Raw genomic sequence first — 19186 nt, 5'->3', positions numbered from 1 at the left:
CTAGAACATGCTCTCGGGGATGATGATCACGTCGCCTGGCTCGAGCCTGACGTTCGCGCTCGAATCGCCGTTCTTGAGCAGGCTCGACAGCTTGATGTTATACTCGACCTGCTTGCCGGTGCTGCGGTCGTAGCGGACCAGCTTGGCGCGGTTGCCGGCGGCATATTCGCTCAGGCCCCCGACGGCGATCATCGCATCGAGCAGGGTCATGTTGGCGCGATAGGGGATCGAGGCGGGCTTCGCTGTGGCGCCGACGATGCGGACCTGCTGGCTGAACGTCCCCGAGAAATTCTCGACGATCACCGATACGATCGGATCCTTGATATATTCGCCCAGCGCGATCTTCATGTCGTCGGCGAGCATTGCCGGGGTCTTGCCGACCGCCGGCATGTCGCTGATCAGCGGCGTCGTGATCCGGCCGTCGGGGCGCACCTGCACCTTCGCCGAGAGCTCGGGATTGCGCCATACGAAAATGTTGAGCTGATCGAGCGGGCCAATGATATATTCCTCGCCGGGCTGCTCCTGGCTCGCGACGAAACTCGCCGGCGGCAGTTCGCCACGGCCACCGGTTGCGCAGCCGTTAAGCATAAGCGCACTGCTGGCCACCAGCGCCAACCCATTGAAACGACCCGTAAAACGCATTGCACAAACCCTCCAGCCACGTGACTCGCCGGTGACGTCATTCCGGCAAGGTTTGCGGCAATGGATTTGCTATGCGTCTCAGGAGGTTAAGATAGCGTTAGGACTATCGGCCGCGCCGGCCAGGATTTCTGCCGGAAGGGGATGACCGAGAAAGGCGGCGGGGCTTGCCGAAAGTCCGTACGCGCCGGCCATGAAGATCGCGATGACGTCGCCCGGCCGGGCGACCGGGAGCGCGACCCGATCGGCCAGGCGGTCGAGCGGCGTGCACAGGCATCCCACCACGCTGACGGTCTCGGTTTCGCCCTGTGTGGCGGCGGTCGCCACCGCGATGGGATAATTGCGCTTCACCACCGTGCCGAAATTGCCCGAGGCGGCGAGCTGGTGATGCAGGCCGCCATCGACGACGAGAAAGGTTTCGCCGCGACTTTCCTTCCGGTCGATCACCCGGGTCAGATAGACCCCTGCCTCGCCGACCAGCCAGCGCCCGAGTTCGATCGCGAAGCGCGCGTCCTTCAGCGCCGCCAGGCGTGACGTCATGCTTTCGCCAAGCGCTGCGCCGATCATCTCGATGTCGAGCGGCGCCTCACCGGGGAAATAGGGAATGCCGAAGCCCCCGCCGAGATTGACCAGGGGCGGCGTTACCCCGACCTGCTCGGCCAGCCGCGCCGCCAGGGCGAGCGTCTCCGCCTGGGTTTCGATGATCGCCCGGGGATCGAGCGCCTGCGATCCGGCAAAGATGTGGAAGCCGCGCCAGTCGGCGCCGGCCGCGACCACCAGTTTCGCCAGCGCTGCGGCGCGATCGGCATCGATCCCGAAGGGAGAAGCCCTGCCCCCCATCTTCATGCCCGACCCGCGCAGCTCGATCTCGGGATTGACCCTGACGGCAAGCCGCGGCGTGACGCCCAGCCGCTCGCCCGCGGCCAGCGCACGACGCGCCTCGCCTTCGGATTCAAGGTTGAGCGTGACCCCGGCTGCGATGGCGGCCTCGATCTCGTCATCGCGCTTGCCCGGCCCGGCGAAGCTGATCGCCGCGCCCGGCTTCGTGGCGAGCGCAAGCGCCATCTCCCCCTTCGAGGCGACATCCAGCCCGTCGACCAGCGGCGCGATGGCGGCGAGCAACGGCGCGAACGGGTTGGCTTTGATGGCATAATGCAGGTCGAGGCCGGCGGGCATCGCCGCCCGGAATCGGGCGATACGCGCGCTGACGATCGCGAAATCATAGACGAAAAGCGGGGTGTCGCCTGCCTGGGCGATCCACGCCTCGGCAGGTTTACCGGCAATGATCAGCGGTCCCTCGCCTTGGAATTCCGCGGGAATAGAGCCCATCGGCTTCATGACGTCATCTCCGCCTTCAAGGCTGCGCGATCGAGCTTGCCATTGGCATTTCTCGGCAGTTCCTCCCGCCACTCATAGCGCGCCGGCTGCATGAAGCTCGGCAAATCGCGCCGCAACCGTTCGCGCAGCCGTACTTCCGCCTCGCGCGCATCGCCAACCGCCCGCGCGACCACCGTGATCGCCTGCCCGAGCCGGGCATCGGCCACGCCGATCGCCACCGCTTCCGCCGCCTCGCCACCGGCGAGCACCGCTTCCTCGATCTCGGTGGGGCTGATTCGGTTGCCGGCGCTCTTGATCATCTCGTCGTCGCGCCCGACGAACCGGAACAACCCGTCCTCGCCCTCGACGACCGTGTCGCCCGACCAGACCGCGATGCCGCCATGATGCGACCAGGCGGGCGCCGGCCTGAAACGCTGCGCGCTACGCTCGGAATCGCGCCAATAGCCCTGCGCCACCAGCGGCCCGGCATGGACCAGCTCGCCCGGCTCGCCCGGCGCGGCGCGCGATCCGTCGGGGCGTACCGCCATCACCTCGGCAAAGGGAATCGCGCGGCCGATCGCATCGGGATGGGCATCGACAAGCTCGGGCGCGAGATAGGTCGACCGGAAGGCTTCGGTGAGGCCGTACATCGGATAAAGGTCGGCGGCCGGAAACCGGGTGCGCAACGCCCGAACCATCGCCGGCGTCAACGCACCGCCCGAATTGGTCAGCCGTTTGAGCCGTGCCGCCGTCTCGGCCGGCCAGTCGGCCTCGAGCAATTGCACCCAGAGCGGCGGCACGCCGGCAAGCGTCGTCGCGCCGACCCGGTCGACCGCCTTCACCACGTCGCGCGCCGTCAGATAATCGAGCGGCGCGACCGCCGCCCCTGCTGCCCAGGTCGAGAAAAGCTGGTTCTGCCCATAATCGAAGCTGAGCGGCAGCACGCCGAGCACCCGGTCTTCCGGCACGAGCTTCAGATAATGCGCGACCGAGATCGCCCCGAGCCAGAGATTGGCATGGCTGAGCATCACCCCCTTGGGTCGCCCGGTCGATCCCGAGGTGTAGAGGATCGCCGCCAGCGCATCGGGGTCGGCCGACGATGGCGGCATGACGTCACCCTCGGGGTCAATCTCGCTCTCGAAAGCCGGCCGGCAGTCCCCAGGCACGTCGCCCGCTTCGAGCGACACGATCCGCGCTTCCTGGGTCATCAGCAGCGCTGCGCCGCTGTCGGCGAGAATATGGGCCACCTGCGCACGCTTCAGCACCGGATTGATCGGCACATGGACCAGCCCGGCGCGCGGCGCCGCCATCGGCAGCACGCAGGCGAGCCGGGTCTTGGGCAGCCAGCTGGCGATCCGTGACCCCGGCTGGAGATTCTGTGCCGACAGCCACGCGGCCACCGCGCCGGTGAGCCTTTCAAGGCCCGCGAAATCGAGCGCACCGGTCCGATCGATCAGGGCGATATCGGCCGCCACGCCGCGCATCGGCAAGGTGTCGATCGGTCGGGGCGCGGGGTCGAGCTGAACCATGGCCCTTGATACGCATCGGAGACGCGCTGTGAAGGGCAGCTCTTGCCGCGCGCTTGGGTTTCGACGCGAACCGCCCGCGCTCGGCAATCGTCACTCGTAGAACGCCCCCGCATGCAGCAGGTCGGCGGCGTGGCGCCAGGGGTTTGCCTGTACCGGCAGGGATGAATCGGTCGCCCAGGCCTCCATCGCCTCGAGAAAGCTGCCGAGCTTGGCACTTTCCCAGGCGAGCGCCCCTGCTCCGAAATCCGATCGCATCGCCGCCAGAAACTCGAGGAAACTGGCTCGGTCATTCACCCCGCTCACGTCCATTGCTCGCCCCGCCTTCCCATTCGATGCACCTGGCCATCCAGTCGACGTTTCACGCCAATCGACGACGATCGTGTTACAGGGGCGACGATTTTCCACCTTCGCGGGCATGTCCGGCAGGGAGCGATCCTTTGCCCGCCCTTGGCATCGCCCTGCCCATTCTCTAACGGGCGAACCAACGCACAAACTGGGGTCTGCAGTGCTTCCTGACGATATCAATCAAATCGACGCCACGGTCCGTGCCGTCCTGCGTGACGTGCTCGGCCTGAGCGAGGAACGCGTCGCGGGCTTCCGCAGCGAAACGCCTCTATTCGGCGGCCTGGCCGAGCTCGATTCAATGGCGGTCGCGGGCATGCTGACCGAACTCGAAGAGCGGCTCGGCATCCTGATCGAGGATGACGAGGTCGATGGCGAGATGCTCGAGACCTTCGGCGCGCTTGTCCGCTTCGCCGCCGCCAAGGCCAATCAATGAGATTTGGCGGGTGATCGACGATTATGACTGGCCCGGCGGGCGCGAGGCGATGCTGCGCTTCGGCCCTGCCACCGGACCGGTCGTCATCGCGGCGATGCCGCTGTTCGAAGAAGCCAATCACACCCGCGCCTTCATCGTCACGATCCTGCGGGCGCTTGCCGAGCGCGGCGTCGCAAGCGCCTTGCCCGACCTGCCCGGGACGGGCGAAAGTCTCATCGAGACTGAGGAAATATCCTTAAATATCTGGCAAAAAGCATTTTCTTGTGCGGCAAAGGCGCTGAAGGGCGATCATGGGCCGCCCCATGGCATTGCCTTCCGGGGCGGCGCACTTTTCGATTCGACCGCCCCCCTTGCCTCGAGATGGCACTTCGCGCCGGTGGCGGGCGAGAGCCTTGTGCGCGACATGCTCCGCACGCGCCTTGCCGCCGGGAAGGCTGGCGACGCGATCGACCCGACCGGACCAGTGATCGAGCTCGCCGGCAACCGGCTGAGCCATGTCCTGCTGGCCGAGCTCGAAAGAGCCACCCCTTCGAGCGCCCCGCCGCTGCGGGTCGTCAGGCTCGATACCGACACCCTGTCCGCTGACCGCCGCATTGCCGGTCCACCACTCTGGCGCCGCACCGAGCCGGGCAACGATCAGGCGCTTGCCCGCCAGCTTGCTGACGACATCGCCGCCTGGATCGCGACATGCGCCGCCTGATCGCCTTCCCTTGTGCCGGCGACACGCTGCTCGGCACGCTCGACGAGGGCAATGCCGGCATTGGCCTGCTGATCGTCTCAGGCGGCAACGAGATCCGGATTGGCGCGCATCGCGGCATGGCGTCGCTCGCGGCCCGGCTGGCGGCATCGGGCACATCGGTCTTCCGCTACGACCGGCGCGGAGTCGGCGATTCGACCGGCGAGAATCGCGGTTTCCTCGAGTCAGCGCCGGACATCGCCGCCGCCGCCGCCACCTTCAGCGCCGAAACCGGAATCAGGCGGCTGGTCGCTTTCGGCAATTGCGATGCCGCAACCGCGCTCGCCCTGTTCCACGGCGTTGCAGGCATCGACGCACTGATTCTCGCCAACCCCTGGGTCGTCGAGCAAAGCGACGATCTGCCACCCGCCGCCGCGATCCGCGCGCGCTATGCCGCAAAGCTCCGCGACCCGGCCGAGCTGCTGAGGCTGCTTCGAGGCGGTGTTAATATATCCAAGATATTCAATGGATTAAGAAAGATATCTGCGGCGAAATATGAGATAGATACTTTGGCCAGCCGCCTGATTTCCGCGCTTGAATCGACGACCATCCCCACCACCATATTGCTGGCGGAGCGCGACAATACCGCCATCGCGTTCATGGCGCGGTGGCAGGCGACTGGCCGGCGCGCCGAGGTCAGGATCGAGCAGCGCGATACGGATAGCCACAGTTTCGCAAGCCAGGCGGACAAGGATTGGCTGTTCGCCCAAATCGAGGAAGCCATTTCCCGGGTGCGCGAGAGCGGCGCGCGCGAATCCTGATTCAGCGATCAGGAATGGACTGGTTCGATTCAATCACAGGGGAGAGTGTGGAAAGAGCGCGAGCGGTTGGAATGCTGTCTCGGTTCCGCCCCGCTCTTTGACATGACCATTTTATTCAAGGGGCGGGCCGCCATTCCCACACGCCCGCTGTTCCCCGCTGTTCCCCGCTGTTCCGCCGCTGTTATCGTCGCTGTTCCCCCGCTGTTATCCCGCTGTTCCTGAATAACAGCGGGATGCCCTGTAAAACATTGATAATTAAAGGGGAAATTGAGCGGAAACTCCAACATAACAGCGGCGAAAATAAAAATCGCGGGGAACAGCGGGGAACAGCGGAAATCGGGGTCGCGGCGAAGCTCGCTGAACACTCTCCGTCGGAGCCTCCCTGCTGGGGACAAAGGCCTGAAACAGGGAGGGTGCCGGTAGCCCCGTCGCGCCTCACTCAGCCGCTTCAGCCACCTCGAAGTCGGCCTCGGCGAGGAAGCGCTCGGCGTCGAGGGCTGCCATGCAGCCAGTGCCTGCCGCCGTCACCGCCTGGCGATAGACCTTGTCCATCACGTCCCCGCACGCGAACACGCCGGGCACGCTGGTCCGGGTCGTTCCCGTCTCGACCTTGATATAATGATCCGAATCGAGCTCGAGATGGCCGCGGAACAGCTCGGTCGCCGGATGATGGCCGATCGCGACAAAGCCGCCCTCGACATCGAGCCGTGACTTTTCGCCGGTCACCGTATCGACCAGGTCGAGCGCCACCAGCCCGGCATTGCCGCCGCCATCGACAAAGGTCTCGACCTCCTTGTTCCACAAGACCTTGATGTTCTTGTGCGCGAACAGCCGGTCCTGGAGGATCTTCTCGGCGCGGAACGAATCGCGGCGGTGAATCAGCGTGACGTCCTGGCTGTGGTTGGTCAGGTAGAGCGCCTCCTCGACCGCGGTGTTGCCGCCGCCGATCACCGCGATCTTCTTGCCGCGGAAGAAGAAGCCGTCACAGGTCGCGCAGGCGCTGACGCCCTTGCCCTTGAGGTTTTCCTCGCTGTCGAGTCCGAGCCATTTCGCCTGGGCGCCGGTCGCGATCACGAGCACATCGCCTTCATAGACATCGCCGCCGTCGCCGATCAGCCGGAAGGGCCGCCGGGTCAGGTCGACCTCGACGATCGTGTCCCACATCATCCGCGTGCCGACATGCTCGGCCTGGGCCTGCATCTGCTCCATCAGCCACGGGCCCTGGATGACGTCCTTGAAGCCGGGGTAATTCTCGACATCCGTCGTCGTCATCAGCTGGCCGCCGGGCTGGATGCCCTGAACGACGATCGGCGCCATCCCGGCACGCGCGCCATAGATCGCGGCCGAGAGGCCGGCCGGGCCTGAGCCGAGGATGAGCATGCGGGTCTTGTGGGTCGTCATGGGTGTGTCCGTCACTGGAAAGCCCGGCATCTAGGGGCGATGGGGGCAGGCTGGCAACATGGCGTCACCGAATGAACACGCCAAGCGCCGCGCCCGCACAGATTTGCTTTCAGGCCTTCAACCGCGCCGCGTGCCAGGCGATATGATCGGCCATGAAGGTTGAGATGAAATAGTAACTGTGATCATAGCCAGGCTGGATCCGGAGCGTCAGATCGATCCCCGCCTCGGCGCACGCCTGTTCGAGCAGCTCGGGCTTGAGCTGTTCGGCCAGGAAGGTATCAGCCGCACCCTGGTCGACCAGGATTTCCGGCACTCGCGCCCCGTCGGCGATCAGCGCACAGGCATCATAAGCCCGCCAGTCAGCCCGATTGTCACCCAGATAGCCGGTCAGCGCCTTCTCGCCCCAGGGGCAATGCAGCGGCGACACGATCGGCGCGAAGGCCGAGACGCTGCGATAGCGCCCGGCATTGCGCAGCGCGATCGTCAGCGCGCCGTGCCCGCCCATCGAATGGCCGGTGATCCCCTGGCGCGACAGGTCCGCCACCGCGAATTCGGCGGCGATCAGCGCGGGCAGTTCGTCCTCGATATAGGACTTCATCCGGAAATTGGCGGACCAGGGTTCCTCGGTCGCATCGACATAGAAGCCGGCGCCCTTGCCGAAATCATAGGCGTCGTCGTCAGGCACCGCCTCGCCGCGCGGGCTCGTATCGGGGGCGATGAAGATCACCCCATGCTCGGCGCAGGCGGCGCGATATTCGCCCTTCTCGGTCACATTGGCATGGGTGCAGGTAAGCCCCGAGAGATACCAGAGCACCGGCAGGGCCGCGCCGTCGGTATGAGCGGGCACGAAGACCGAGAAGGTCATCTCCGTGCCCGTCATCGCCGAGGCGTGGCGATAGACGCCCTGGGTGCCGCCATGGGCGGCATTGCTCGAGAGCGTCTCGATCGCCATCAGCCCGGCAACTGGCAGAAGGCGCAGAGCTTGTTGCCGTCGGGATCGCGCAGATATGCCCCGTAAGCATTGCCCGGGGCGCCCGGTCGCGGTCCCGGCGCGCCTTCATCGCTGCCGCCATTGGCGATGCCGGCTGCATACCAGGCATCGACTGCCTCCTTGTCGGGCGCCGCGAAGCCGATCGTCCCGCCATTGGCGCTGCAGGCCGGCTCGCCGTTGGCGGGAATACCGATGCCGAAGCCGGGACCACTACCGTTCGAATAGAAGACGCGCGTGCCGAACGGCTGGCCGGCCGGGGCGCCGAGCGCGCCGAACGTCGCATCGTAGAAAGCCTGGCTGCGGGCGACATCGCTCGACCCGACCATGACGTGCGTGAACATGTTCTTCTCTCCCCTGGTGTTGTCAGTAAACCACGACGCTGCGGATGCTCTCGCCGGCATGCATCAGGTCGAATCCCTTGTTGATCTCCTCGAGGCTCAGCACATGCGTGATCATCGGGTCGATCTCGATCTTGCCGTTCATGTACCAGTCGACGATCTTCGGCACGTCGGTCCGGCCCCGGGCGCCGCCGAACGCGGTCCCGCGCCAGTTGCGGCCGGTGACGAGCTGGAATGGCCGTGTCGCGATCTCCTTGCCGGCCTCGGCGACGCCGATGATGATACTGGTGCCCCAGCCGCGATGGCAGGCCTCGAGCGCCTGGCGCATCACCGTCGTGTTGCCGGTGCAGTCGAAGGTGTAGTCAGCCCCGCCATCGGTCAGCGCGACGAGATGGGCGACGATGTCGTCGACGTCCTTCGGGTTGACGAAGTGAGTCATGCCGAAGCGCCTGCCCCATTCCTCGCGGTCGGGGTTGATGTCGACGCCGACGATCATGTTCGCACCCGCCATCCGCGCGCCCTGCAGCACGTTGAGGCCGATCCCGCCGAGCCCGAAGACGATGACATTGTCGCCCGGCCGCACCTTGGCGGTGTTGACCACCGCGCCGACCCCGGTCGTCACGCCGCAGCCGATATAGCAGCTGGTCTGGAACGGCGCGTCCTCGCGGATCTTCGCCACCGCGATCTCGGGCAGGACGGTGAAGTTCGAAAAGGTCGAGCAGCCCATGTAATGAAAGATCTGCTGGCCCTTGTAGCTGAACCGGCTGGTCCCGTCGGGCATCACGCCCTTGCCCTGAGTCGCGCGGATCGCGGTGCACAGGTTGGTCTTGCCGCTGAGGCAGGACTTACACTGGCGGCATTCAGGCGTGTAGAGCGGGATGACATGATCGCCCGGCTTAACCGAGGTGACGCCGGCGCCGACTTCGCGGACGATCCCGGCACCCTCATGGCCGAGGATGCTCGGGAACAATCCTTCCGAATCGAGCCCGTCGAGGGTGTAGGCATCGGTGTGGCAAATGCCCGTCGCCATGATCTCGACCAGCACCTCGCCGGTCTTCGGCCCCTCGAGATCGAGCTCGACGATCTCGAGCGGGCGTTTCGCCTCGAATGCAACGGCTGCGCGAGTCTTCATCTGCCTCTCCTTTGGAAAGGCTCCGCTAGCCGAATAACAGCACATGGAAAAGACGGGATGCAGGCGGAAAAGCCCGATAAACTCGATATGGCGGCGCTACGCGATGGTAGCGGAGGAGGGACTTGAACCCCCGACCCCAGGATTATGATTCCCGTGCTCTAACCAGCTGAGCTACTCCGCCCCGGCCATTCGAGAGCGGGGCCTATAGGAGCGCCGGGCGGTTCCGGTCAAGCGAACATGTGCCGCGAGAGCGGCGCCCATGGGCCGCCGCGATACCACCAGCTCGCAAGCCCGGCGATCGCGACTGGCCGCGGGATGAACTCGGCCTCCAGCCTGTGCTGCAGCGCCTTCGCCGCGGCGGGCCCCACCTTGTTCTGGATCGTGACATGCGGACGCCAACCGGCTGAATCCTGCGGCATCAGCATCGGCGCGAACGCATCGCCGAGCCGGTCGCGGATATCGGCAAGCCCCGGGCTCTCGATCCTGAACGCAGTGCCCTGTCCGAGCGAGACGAGCCCCGCCACCCGGGCAAGGGGCGCCTTCACCCGGCGAGTCTCCTCAGCCAGCCGCCGCTTCAACTCCTCGGCAAGCGACGGCGCAAGGTGATGGAACATCGTCAGATGCGCCGGCAACTGGTTGCGTTCGGGCGGATAATGCGCACGGCGAAGAGCATCGAACCAGGCGGCATCGGCCTTGCCGAACAAGGCCGTCACGATAATCGGCTCGTTCAAATCTCGAGCTGGCTGCCCAGCTCGACCACCCGGTTGGTCGGCAGGCGGAAGAATTCCATCGCGCTTTCGGCGTTGCGCAGCATCCAGGCGAACAGCTTTTCGCGCCAGATCATCATCCCCGGATTGGTCGACGACAGCAGCGTCTGCCGGGCGAGGAAGAAGCTGGTGTCCATCATCCGGAAATCGGCGCCGCATTGATGAACCTTGGCAAGCGCCGCCGGCACATCGGGCTCCTCGATGAAGCCGTAGCGCAGGATCATGCGGTGGAAGCCGTGGGTCAGGTCCTCGAGCGTGATCCGCCCCGCTTCGGGCAGATAGGGCTCGTCCATGATCTTCACGGTGAGCAGGATGATCCGCTCGTGCAGCACCTTGTTGTGCTTGAGGTTGTGGAGCAGCGCATGCGGTACGCCCTCGGGCGACGAGGTCATGAACACGGCGGTTCCCGGCACGCGGGTCGCCGAGGTCGCGGCCGACTGGATGAACACCTTGATCGGCATCGCCGCCTCGCGCATCCGGTCGATCATCAGCTGGCGACCCTTCGACCAGGTCGTCAGCACCGTGAACATGATCAGCCCGATCAGCAGCGGGAACCAGCCGCCCGATGGCACCTTGGTCATGTTCGCGGCGAAATACGCCCCGTCGACAAGGAAGAAGACGGCGAGCAGCGGGATCGCGAGATATTTCGGCCAGTGCCACAGGCGGAAGAACACCACCGACAGCAGGCAGGTATCGATCAGCATCGCTCCGGTCACCGCGATCCCGTAAGCCGAGGTGAGGTTTGAGGAGGTGCGGAAGAACATCACCAGCAGCAGCACCATCACCAGCAGCGCCCAGTTGACCAGCGGGATGTAGATCTGCCCCGCCGTCGCCGCGCTGGTGTGTTCGATCCTGAGCCGCGGCATGAAGCCGAGCTGGATTGCCTGCTGGGTCACCGAGAAGGCGCCCGAGATCACTGCCTGGCTGGCGATCACCGCGGCAGCCGTCGCGAGCCCGACAAGCGGCAGGCGCAGCGAGTGCGGGGCGAGCATGTAGAAGGGGCTCTCCAGCGCTGAATGGCCGAGGCGGAACAGCAGGGCTCCCTGCCCCATATAGTTCATCATCAGCGCCGGGAGCACGAAGAACAGCCAGGACACGCGGATCGGATTGCGCCCGAAATGCCCCATATCGGCATAGAGCGCCTCGGCACCCGTCACCGCCAGCACCACCGACCCGAGCGCGAGAAAGGCGCGGACCGGATCCATCGCGAAGAACTCGATCGCATAATGCGGCGAGAAGGACAGGAGGATATGCGGCGTCTGGAGGATGCTCAGCAGACCGAGCGTCGCGATCACCGCGAAATAGGCCAGCATGATGGGCCCGAAGAACAGCCCGACCCGCGAGGTGCCGCTACGCTGGATCATGAACAGGCCGACGATGATGACGACCGCGATCGGGAGCACCAGCGCGCCGAACGCCGGCGCCGCGACCGCAAGGCCCTCGACCGCCGACAGCACCGATACCGCCGGCGTGATCATGCTGTCGCCATAGAAGAGCGCGCAGGCGAACACGCCGAGCAGGATGATGCCGTTCGACCAGCGCCGCGTCTTGGTCTTGCCCGAGATCAGCGCGAGCAGCGCCAGGCTGCCGCCCTCGCCCTTGTTGTCGGCGCGCATGATGATCGAGACATATTTGAGCGTCACCACGATCATCATCGACCAGAACATCAGGCTGGTGACGCCCATGATGTGCGCCGGATCGAGCGCAAGCTTGTGATGCCCGGCAAAGGTCTCGCGGAACGCGTAGAGCGGGCTGGTACCGATATCGCCGAAGACGACGCCGATCGCACCGAGCGCGAGCTTGGCGAGGCCGTCCTTACGGTGGCCATGGCCCGCCACAGCGGCGGGCTCGCCATCCACCATGGCGGCATTGGGTGTTTCACGTGTCACTGGAAGAGCAATCTTGCCCGAGTTTCTATAAAGGTCATGGAGAGATCGCGACGATCCCCGTCCCCCAAGGATGCGGCGCGATAGCACGCGCCGATAGCCCCCGCAACGGCGCTCGACGGGCAGCCGAGCGGCACCTAATCCTCAGTCGCCAGGGTGCGGATGGTGAACTGGGTCACGAGCCGGTGAACCCCCGGCAGCGCCGACAGGACCTCGCGGTGGATGCGCTCATAGCTGTCGTCCTCGCGCACCAGCACCTTGAGCAGATAGTCCGACTCGCCGCTCATCAAATGCGCCTCGCGCACTTGCGCCGTCCGGGCGAGCGCCTGTTCGAACGCCATCATCGTTGCCTGGCGCTGATCGGTCAGTGTCACCGAGACGAAGACTGTCGAGGGATTGCCAAGGGCTATGCGCGACAGGCGAGCTCGGTAGCCGAGGATCAGCCCCTGGTGTTCGAGCGCCTTCACCCGTCGATGCGCCGCTGATGGCGAAAGGCCTACGCGCGTCCCGAGTTCTTCGCTCGTCAGACCCGAATCCAGGCCGAGGTGCGCGATGATCTTGCTGTCGATGCTGTCCATGGAGGATCATATTGCGCCAGCTGCCACACTCACGCAATGACATTGCAATGCGGGCGCCGAATGCTCCCAGAATGCAAGCACTTCCCGCCCTTCCCGGTGTATATTCAGGGAAACTTCAGGAGAGCAGTCATGCGCGTCGGTGTCCCCAAGGAAATCAAGAATCACGAATATCGCGTGGGGCTTACGCCACCATCGGTGTCGGATATCGTCGCCGCGGGTCACGCGGTGTTCGTCGAGACCGGGGCCGGCCTCGGCATCGATTTCGAGGATGCCGACTATGTGAAGGCCGGCGCGACGATCCTGCCCGACGCGGCCAGCGTGTTCGCCGGATCCGACATGATCGTGAAGGTCAAGGAGCCGCAGCCCGCCGAAGTCGCCATGCTCGAGCCGCGCCATCTGCTGTTCACCTATCTCCATCTCGCCGCCGACAAGCCGCAGGCGGAGGGCCTGATGAAATCGGGCGCAACCTGCATCGCTTATGAAACGGTGACGGCGAATGACCGTTCCCTGCCGCTGCTCAAGCCGATGTCCGAGGTGGCCGGGCGCATGTCGATCCAGGTCGGCGCGCATTATCTCGAAAAGGAACAGGGCGGCCGCGGCGTACTGCTCGGCGGAGTGCCGGGCGTTGCGCCGGCGCGAGTCGCGATCCTCGGCGGCGGAGTCTCGGGCGTCAACGCAGCGCAGATGGCGGTTGGGATGCGCGCCGACGTCACCATCTACGATATCTCGAACGCGCGGCTGGCCGAGCTCGACATGTTCTTCGGCAGCCAGATCAAGACCGCCTACGCCTCGAAGGCAGCGATCGCGGCCGCGGTGAAGAACGCGCATCTGGTGATCGGCGCGGTTCTCGTGCCTGGCGCCGCGGCGCCCAAGCTCGTCACCCGCGAGATGCTCAAGACGATGAAGCGCGGTTCGGTGATGGTCGATATCGCGATCGACCAGGGCGGCTGCTTCGAGACGAGCCATGCGACCACTCATCAGGACCCGGTCTTCGAGGTCGACGGCGTGATCCATTATTGCGTCGCCAACATGCCCGGCGCGGTCGCCCGCACCTCGGCCTTCGCGCTCAACAACGCCACCCTGCCCTTCGTGATCAAGCTGGCGACGCTCGGCGCCGAAGCGGCGATGAAGGCCGATCCGCACCTCGCCCACGGCCTCAACGTTTCGGGCGGCAAGATCCGGCATCAGGCGGTGGCTGAAGCGCTCGACCTGCCGTTCGAGCCTTGGGCGGGATAATCTAAACCCGGGCCCGAATCAGGGCGCGGAGGCCGCGCCCGCCGCCTGGGTCTGCGCCTGTTCCGCCGCTGCGAGATAGGCATCGAGCGCCGTCAGCCGATCGGCGATCGGCTGACGGTAGGAAGCCCCTGCCGGCGCCAGCGCAAGTGCGCGCGCCCAATAGGGCCGTGCCTTTGCGTACTCGCCGGCCCGGATATAGGCGAGGCCGAGGAAGAAGGGGGGCGCCGGGTGTTGCGGCGCCAGGTACATGGCGTGCTGGAAGGCGAACAAGGTCGCCGGCGAGACCGTGCCGTCATGCTGCTCGAGCGCGGTGCCCAGCCCGGTCCAGAGTGTCAGGCTCTTCGGATAGCGCTTGATCCCGCCGAGCACTGCCTGGACGGCGCTGCGCGTATCGCCCGACCTGGTCATCGCGTCGGCTGCGACCAGATAGGCGTTGTCGGCGGTGAAGGCCCCGAGCATCGACTCGCGAAGCTGGGTCATTGCCGGATCGACCTCGATGGGCTCGGCAAAGCTCTCCACCGGGTGCCCCGGCAGCGACGGCCCCGATTGCAGCGCATAGCCGGCCGCGCCGAGCATCAGCGCAGCGCCGACAAAGCTCCACAGCGGCCGTGCGATGCCGCCGATCCACAGAGCGAACCCTGCCGCGATCCCGACAAGGGCGAGGACGATCCAACCCATCAGCTGCGTTTCCTGCGCTTGAAGCTGCCGCGCGCCAGCCATGCGCCGATCGCAAGAAGGGCGATCGGTGCGAGCCAGAGCGGCGCGGTCACTGCGCTGAACGGCGGATCATAGGTGACATAGTCGCCATAGCGCTCGATCAGCCAATGGCGGATCGACTCGGGGCTCTCACCCGCCGCGATCCGTTGCCGCACCAGCGCCCGCATGTCGCCGGCCATGTCGGCATCGCTGTCGGCGATCGACTGGCCCTGGCAGACGAGGCAGCGCAGCGTCACCATCAGCGCTTGTGCCTTGGCCTCGAGCGCCGGATCGCGAAGCTGGGTGTTCGCCAGCGCAGCGGGCGGCAGGCCGCTATCGGCGGTCGCCGGAACGGCAAGGAACAGGCCCAACAGCACACCAATCGTCACCCCGGACTTGTTCCGGGGCCTACTTGTCCACCTACTCCACCTGCGCCGCTCCTTCGGCCCGGTGGATGCCGGAACAGGTCCGGCATGACGTATTGAGAGGAGTCTCATTTCGCACCCTGCAAGGCGGCAAGCAGCGCCGGGATGTCTTCCTCGCGGATGTCGCCGATATGCTGCTGCACGATCCTGCCCCGGCCATCGACAACGAAGGTCTCCGGCACGCCCGAGGAGCCGAGCGACAGCTGCACCGCGCTCACCTTGTCGTCGCCTATCCGCTCATAGGGGTCGCCATTGCGGCGCAGGAAGCCCTCGATCGCCGGGCCGGTATCCCTGATCGCGATCGCGTCGATCGGCACGCCCATCGTCTTCAGCCGCATCAAATTCGGCGCCTCGGCGACGCACGGGATGCACCAGCTTGCAAAGACATTGAGCAGCCGCGGCTTGCCCTTGTGGAAAAGCGCGCTGTCGAGACCAGGCTTGGTCTGGATGATGCCGGGCAGCGCGAAGGCCGGCAACTCCTTGCCGACCATCGCCGAATGGATCGTACGGTCGGCCGGCGCCCTCAGCCCGAACACAACCACCCCGAACAGCAGCGCGAACAACGCAAAGGGCAGCCAGAGCAATCCGCGCCTCATGCCTCCTCCTCGTGCCGCACCCGCCGCTCGCGTCGCAAGCGGCCGAGCAACGACAATGCTCCGCCGATCGCGATCAGCGCGCCGCCCGCCCAGATCAGGGTGACGAAGGGCTTCCACCATAGGCGCAGCTGCCAGCGGCCCTGATCATCGGGCTGCCCGAGCACCGTGTAAAGCTGGCCGTCGAGTTCAGTCGCGATCGCCGATTCGTTGGTGACGGTCGGCGGATTGGCGAAGAAGCGCGACTGCGGGTTCAGCGAAAAGGGAGTCCCATCTCCGCGCTGAACGACCAGATGCGCCTCAAGCGCAGACCAGTTGGGGCCGATCACCGGGTGGATGCCGGCGAGCGTCACCGTATAGGGGCCGACGGCCTGTGGCTCGCCGATCCGCGTCGCGACCAGGGTTTCGCGGGTGAAGGCCGAATCCGAGGCCATGCCGGCAAGGCTGACCGCAATGCCGAGATGCGCGATCACCATCCCCCAGGTGAACAAAGGGGTGCGGCGCAGGTCGCGCTTCCACAAGGGCGCCACGCTGGCTGCCGCCAGCCCAGCGGCCAGCCCGAGCCCAAGCAGCGGAAGCACGCCGATACCGTGCCCCGTCAGCGTGAAGATCGCGAGCCCGGCCAATGTCAGCGTAGCGACTCCGATCGGTACGGTCATGCGGCCAAGCAATGCGTTCAGGTCATCGCGGCGCCAGCGCAGCAACGGCCCGGCCGCCATCACCGCCACCAGCACGAGCGCGATCGGCCCGATCCATTTGTCGAAGAACGGCTTGCCGATCGACAGCTGCACCCCGAACGCGGCGGCGACGATCGGATAGAGGGTGAAAATCAGCACGAGACTGAGGATCACCGAGAGCAGCAGGTTGTTGGCGACCAAAGCCGCCTCGCGGCTCACCACCTCGAAGGTGTTGCCCTGCCGCACGGTGCCGACCCGCGCCGCGAACAACAGCAGTGCGCCACCGATATAGATCGCGAGCAGCGCCAGGATGAACGCGCCGCGCTTCGGGTCGACGGCAAAGGCATGGACACTGGTCAGGATACCCGACCGGACCAGGAAAGTGCCGATCATCGACATCGAGAAAGCGACGACAGCGAGCATCACCGTCCAGGCGCGCAGGCCGTCCCGGGTCGCGAGCACCGTCACTGAATGGAGCAAGGCGGTCGCTGCGAGCCAGGGCATCAGCGACGCATTCTCGACGGGATCCCAGAACCACCAGCCTCCCCAACCGAGCTCATAATAGGCCCAATAGCTGCCGGCGGTGATGCCGAGCGTCAGGAAAATCCATGCGCCGAGCACCCAGGGCCGCATCGCCCGCGCGAAAGCCGGGCCGACATCGCGGGTGACGAGCGCACCGACCGCGAAGGAGAAGGCGACCGAGATGCCGACATAGCCGATGTACAGCGTCGGCGGATGGAAGGCCAAACCGGGGTCCTGCAGCAGCGGGTTGAGGCCGTTGCCATCGGCCGGCGCCGGATCGACCCGTGCGAAGGGATTCGAGGAGAGCAGCAGGAACGCGTAGAAGCCAAGCGCGATCGCCGCCTGAGCGCCGAGCGTCGCGACCAATGTCGGGCGTGCAAGCCGATGTTCGAGAATCGCCACCGCGCCTCCCGCCAGCCCGAGGATCGTCACCCAGAGCAGCATCGAGCCTTCGTGATTGCCCCAGGCGCCGGCGAATTTGTAGAGCCATGGCTTGTCCGAATGGCTGTTCTCGGCGACGAGCAGGACCGACATGTCGGACCGCATGAAGCAGGTGATCAGCAGCGCCAGGGCGACCGCCGCGAGCAATCCCTGCACGACCGCGACCGGGCGAACGGCGGCGAGGATCTGCCGCGTCAGCTCGCGATCGTCCGATCCTGCCGGGCCGGCGAATTGGGAAGAGCGCCTGATACCCACTGCCGCCAGCGCCAGTTGCAGCGCCGCCAGCGCCGCCGCGAACCAGAGCGCGGCAAGACCTGCCTCGGCAATCATTGTTTCAGGGACTTCGTCTCGTGCATCGCACCGGCGACCTGGGGCGGCATATATTTCTCGTCATGCTTGGCGAGCAGATTGGTCGCAGTGAAGCTGCCGTCGGGGTTGAAACTGCCTTCAGCGACAACACCCGATTTCTCGCGGAACAGGTCAGGCGTGATGCCGGTAAAGACCACCGGCACCTGCGCGACACCATCAGTGACGACGAAGTGGATCGTGATCCCGTCGGGCGCGCGCTTGATCGAGCCGCCTTGGACCATCCCGCCAAGCCGCACCGCGCGCCCGAGCGGCGGGCCAGCTTTCTTCACGTCGCCCGGCGCATAGAAGAACGATGCCTGGTCCTTGAGCGCCGACAGCGCGAGCACGGCCGCCCCCGCCACCGCCACCAGCGCGATCAGGGCAAGCGTCAGTCGTTGATGTTTTGCCTTCATTTCCGCTCCGCCCGGCGCATTGCCAGCCAGCTCCATAAAGCCAGGCCGGCGGCGGCGAGGAAGGTCACGCCATAAGCGGCGACAACGAACGGCCAGGGGTTCATGCCGCCATCCGCCGCATCCGCGCTTCCGCCTTCGACGTCGCGAGGATCGCGCGCATCCGCATCAGCACGATCCCGGCGAAGAACAGGGTGAAGCCGAGCAGGGTGAAAGGCAGCGGCCAAAGCATTGAGCCGGCGATGGTCGAACTGGTAAGCCCGATGCTCTGCCCCTGATGGAGCGTGTTCCACCACACCACTGAATAGCGGATGATCGGCAGCAGCACTGACCCGGCGACCCCGTAGATCGCGGGGATGCGCCCGTCCCCGCCGCGATCGCTGTCGGCACGGTTGAGCGCCATGAAGCCGAGATAGACGAAGAAGAGCAGCAGCATCGAGGTCAGCCGGCCGTCCCACTGCCACCAGGTGCCCCACGTCGGCCTTCCCCAGATCGACCCGGTGATCAGGCAGAGCGCAGCGAACATGGCGCCCGGCAGCGCGATGGCGCGCGCGGCGATCATCGCCAGCGGGTGGCGCCAGACCAGGAAGGTGATGCTCGACACCGCGATTCCGCTCCAGCCCGCCATGCCGAGCCAGGCGGTCGGCACATGGATGTAGAGGATCCGCACCGTCTCGCCCTGGAGATAGTCGGGCGGGGTCTGGGTCAGCCCTGCCCAGACGCCGATCGCGATCAGCAGGACGCCCGCCCAGAACAGGGCCGGCGTCAACGGACGTGCCAGCTTCAGGAAGCGGGCGGGATTGGCAAGGGCGTGAAGGCTGGGCACTGGCTCAAGCGTCTAGAGGGTGTTGGGGTGCTACTCAACTGGCTGTCGCGATTTGTCCGGCGAGATGGATTGAGTCTGGCGATCTACCCGGCCTTCCCGCTAGGGGTTAAGTTAAATAGGCATGTCACTGTAATATATTGATTTAGTATATATCTTTTT

Annotated in this window: 22 protein-coding genes and 1 tRNA gene; 4 read left to right on the top strand and 19 right to left on the bottom strand. The window is 65.8% G+C overall.

All coding sequences use genetic code 11. From position 1 onward, the window contains the following. From ABD050_RS04175 to ABD050_RS04160, 4 genes are all read right to left on the bottom strand, one after another. Entirely contained in the window at positions 1-642 is a 642-nt protein-coding gene (locus ABD050_RS04175; RefSeq protein ID WP_343887932.1) for an XrtA/PEP-CTERM system exopolysaccharide export protein, read from the bottom strand. Between the two features lie 78 nt (positions 643-720). Continuing rightward, the gene (locus ABD050_RS04170; protein WP_343887931.1) at positions 721-1977 is read right to left on the bottom strand and encodes a pyridoxal-dependent decarboxylase, exosortase A system-associated; all 1257 of its coding nucleotides are present in this window, start codon (positions 1975-1977) and stop codon (positions 721-723) included. Then, positions 1974-3485, bottom strand: a complete 1512-nt coding sequence (locus tag ABD050_RS04165) for an acyl-CoA ligase (AMP-forming), exosortase A system-associated (RefSeq protein WP_343887930.1) — start codon at positions 3483-3485, stop codon at positions 1974-1976. Before ABD050_RS04165 ends, ABD050_RS04170 begins: the two co-directional genes overlap by 4 nt. 90 nt (positions 3486-3575) lie before the next feature. Next, on the bottom strand, positions 3576-3794 hold the full coding sequence (locus ABD050_RS04160; protein WP_343887929.1) for a DUF7660 family protein: 219 nt from the start codon (positions 3792-3794) through the stop codon (positions 3576-3578). A 196-nt stretch (positions 3795-3990) separates the two neighbouring features. On the opposite strand from ABD050_RS04160, the gene ABD050_RS04155 reads away from it, so the two are divergent. The 3 genes from ABD050_RS04155 to ABD050_RS04145 are packed head-to-tail and all read left to right on the top strand — an operon-like array spanning position 3991 to position 5760. Further along, positions 3991-4263: an acyl carrier protein gene (locus ABD050_RS04155; RefSeq protein ID WP_343887928.1), complete on the top strand. Its 273-nt coding sequence runs from the start codon at positions 3991-3993 to the stop codon at positions 4261-4263. 10 nt (positions 4264-4273) lie between these two features. Further along, entirely contained in the window at positions 4274-4963 is a 690-nt protein-coding gene (locus ABD050_RS04150; RefSeq protein WP_343887927.1) for an alpha/beta hydrolase family protein, read from the top strand. Further along, on the top strand, positions 4951-5760 hold the full coding sequence (locus ABD050_RS04145; protein ID WP_343887926.1) for a hydrolase 1, exosortase A system-associated: 810 nt from the start codon (positions 4951-4953) through the stop codon (positions 5758-5760). Before ABD050_RS04150 ends, ABD050_RS04145 begins: the two co-directional genes overlap by 13 nt. Before the next feature lie 435 nt (positions 5761-6195). Here ABD050_RS04145 and trxB read toward each other — a convergent pair whose 3' ends face one another. The 8 genes from trxB to ABD050_RS04105 form a co-directional block, all read right to left on the bottom strand. Further along, positions 6196-7161, bottom strand: coding sequence for a thioredoxin-disulfide reductase (gene trxB, locus ABD050_RS04140; RefSeq protein WP_343887924.1), 966 nt, complete (start codon positions 7159-7161; stop codon positions 6196-6198). Between the two features lie 109 nt (positions 7162-7270). Further along, the gene (fghA, locus tag ABD050_RS04135; protein ID WP_343887922.1) at positions 7271-8113 is read right to left on the bottom strand and encodes an S-formylglutathione hydrolase; all 843 of its coding nucleotides are present in this window, start codon (positions 8111-8113) and stop codon (positions 7271-7273) included. Beyond that, on the bottom strand, positions 8113-8493 hold the full coding sequence (locus ABD050_RS04130) for a VOC family protein (protein WP_343887921.1): 381 nt from the start codon (positions 8491-8493) through the stop codon (positions 8113-8115). The genes fghA and ABD050_RS04130 overlap by 1 nt, the downstream gene beginning before the upstream one ends. Positions 8494-8515: 22 nt before the next feature. Beyond that, positions 8516-9622, bottom strand: coding sequence for an S-(hydroxymethyl)glutathione dehydrogenase/class III alcohol dehydrogenase (locus ABD050_RS04125; protein ID WP_343887920.1), 1107 nt, complete (start codon positions 9620-9622; stop codon positions 8516-8518). A 104-nt stretch (positions 9623-9726) separates the two neighbouring features. Next, positions 9727-9803: transfer RNA gene (locus ABD050_RS04120), tRNA-Met, on the bottom strand. A gap of 46 nt (positions 9804-9849) precedes the next feature. Next, positions 9850-10335: a 2'-5' RNA ligase family protein gene (locus ABD050_RS04115; RefSeq protein WP_343887919.1), complete on the bottom strand. Its 486-nt coding sequence runs from the start codon at positions 10333-10335 to the stop codon at positions 9850-9852. Between the two features lie 14 nt (positions 10336-10349). Then, a complete protein-coding gene (locus ABD050_RS04110; RefSeq protein WP_343888078.1) occupies positions 10350-12251 on the bottom strand; it encodes a potassium transporter Kup in 1902 nt (633 codons plus the stop codon). A 161-nt stretch (positions 12252-12412) separates the two neighbouring features. Further along, positions 12413-12853: an Lrp/AsnC family transcriptional regulator gene (locus ABD050_RS04105; protein WP_343887918.1), complete on the bottom strand. Its 441-nt coding sequence runs from the start codon at positions 12851-12853 to the stop codon at positions 12413-12415. 129 nt (positions 12854-12982) lie between these two features. Here ABD050_RS04105 and ald point away from each other — a divergent pair, with 129 nt between their 5' ends. Beyond that, a complete protein-coding gene (gene ald, locus ABD050_RS04100; protein ID WP_343887917.1) occupies positions 12983-14089 on the top strand; it encodes an alanine dehydrogenase in 1107 nt (368 codons plus the stop codon). 18 nt (positions 14090-14107) lie between these two features. Here the strand turns inward: ald and ABD050_RS04095 are convergent, their stop codons facing one another. From ABD050_RS04095 to ccmC, 7 genes are all read right to left on the bottom strand, one after another. Further along, positions 14108-14767: a tetratricopeptide repeat protein gene (locus tag ABD050_RS04095; RefSeq protein WP_343887916.1), complete on the bottom strand. Its 660-nt coding sequence runs from the start codon at positions 14765-14767 to the stop codon at positions 14108-14110. Next, complete coding sequence (locus ABD050_RS04090) at positions 14767-15174, bottom strand: cytochrome c-type biogenesis protein (protein ID WP_343887914.1); 408 nt, start codon at positions 15172-15174, stop codon at positions 14767-14769. Before ABD050_RS04090 ends, ABD050_RS04095 begins: the two co-directional genes overlap by 1 nt. Before the next feature lie 104 nt (positions 15175-15278). Beyond that, positions 15279-15806 carry a redoxin family protein gene (locus ABD050_RS04085; protein WP_343887913.1) on the bottom strand — a complete coding sequence of 176 codons (528 nt, stop codon included), beginning with the start codon at positions 15804-15806 and terminating at the stop codon, positions 15279-15281. Beyond that, entirely contained in the window at positions 15803-17773 is a 1971-nt protein-coding gene (locus ABD050_RS04080) for a heme lyase CcmF/NrfE family subunit (RefSeq protein ID WP_343887912.1), read from the bottom strand. Before ABD050_RS04080 ends, ABD050_RS04085 begins: the two co-directional genes overlap by 4 nt. Further along, the gene (gene ccmE / locus ABD050_RS04075) at positions 17770-18204 is read right to left on the bottom strand and encodes a cytochrome c maturation protein CcmE (RefSeq protein ID WP_343887911.1); all 435 of its coding nucleotides are present in this window, start codon (positions 18202-18204) and stop codon (positions 17770-17772) included. The genes ABD050_RS04080 and ccmE overlap by 4 nt, the downstream gene beginning before the upstream one ends. Next, positions 18201-18308 carry a heme exporter protein CcmD gene (ccmD, locus tag ABD050_RS04070; RefSeq protein WP_343887910.1) on the bottom strand — a complete coding sequence of 36 codons (108 nt, stop codon included), beginning with the start codon at positions 18306-18308 and terminating at the stop codon, positions 18201-18203. The genes ccmE and ccmD overlap by 4 nt, the downstream gene beginning before the upstream one ends. Continuing rightward, positions 18305-19027 (bottom strand): heme ABC transporter permease CcmC, encoded by a 723-nt coding sequence (gene ccmC, locus ABD050_RS04065; RefSeq protein ID WP_343887909.1) that lies wholly within the window; start codon positions 19025-19027, stop codon positions 18305-18307. The genes ccmD and ccmC overlap by 4 nt, the downstream gene beginning before the upstream one ends. Positions 19028-19186 lie beyond the last annotated feature (159 nt).

Source organism: Sphingomonas oligophenolica (assembly GCF_039522915.1).
In the GTDB taxonomy this organism is placed as follows: Bacteria; Pseudomonadota; Alphaproteobacteria; order Sphingomonadales; family Sphingomonadaceae; genus Sphingomonas; species Sphingomonas oligophenolica.
This window is presented reverse-complemented; position numbering and strand designations above follow the sequence as displayed.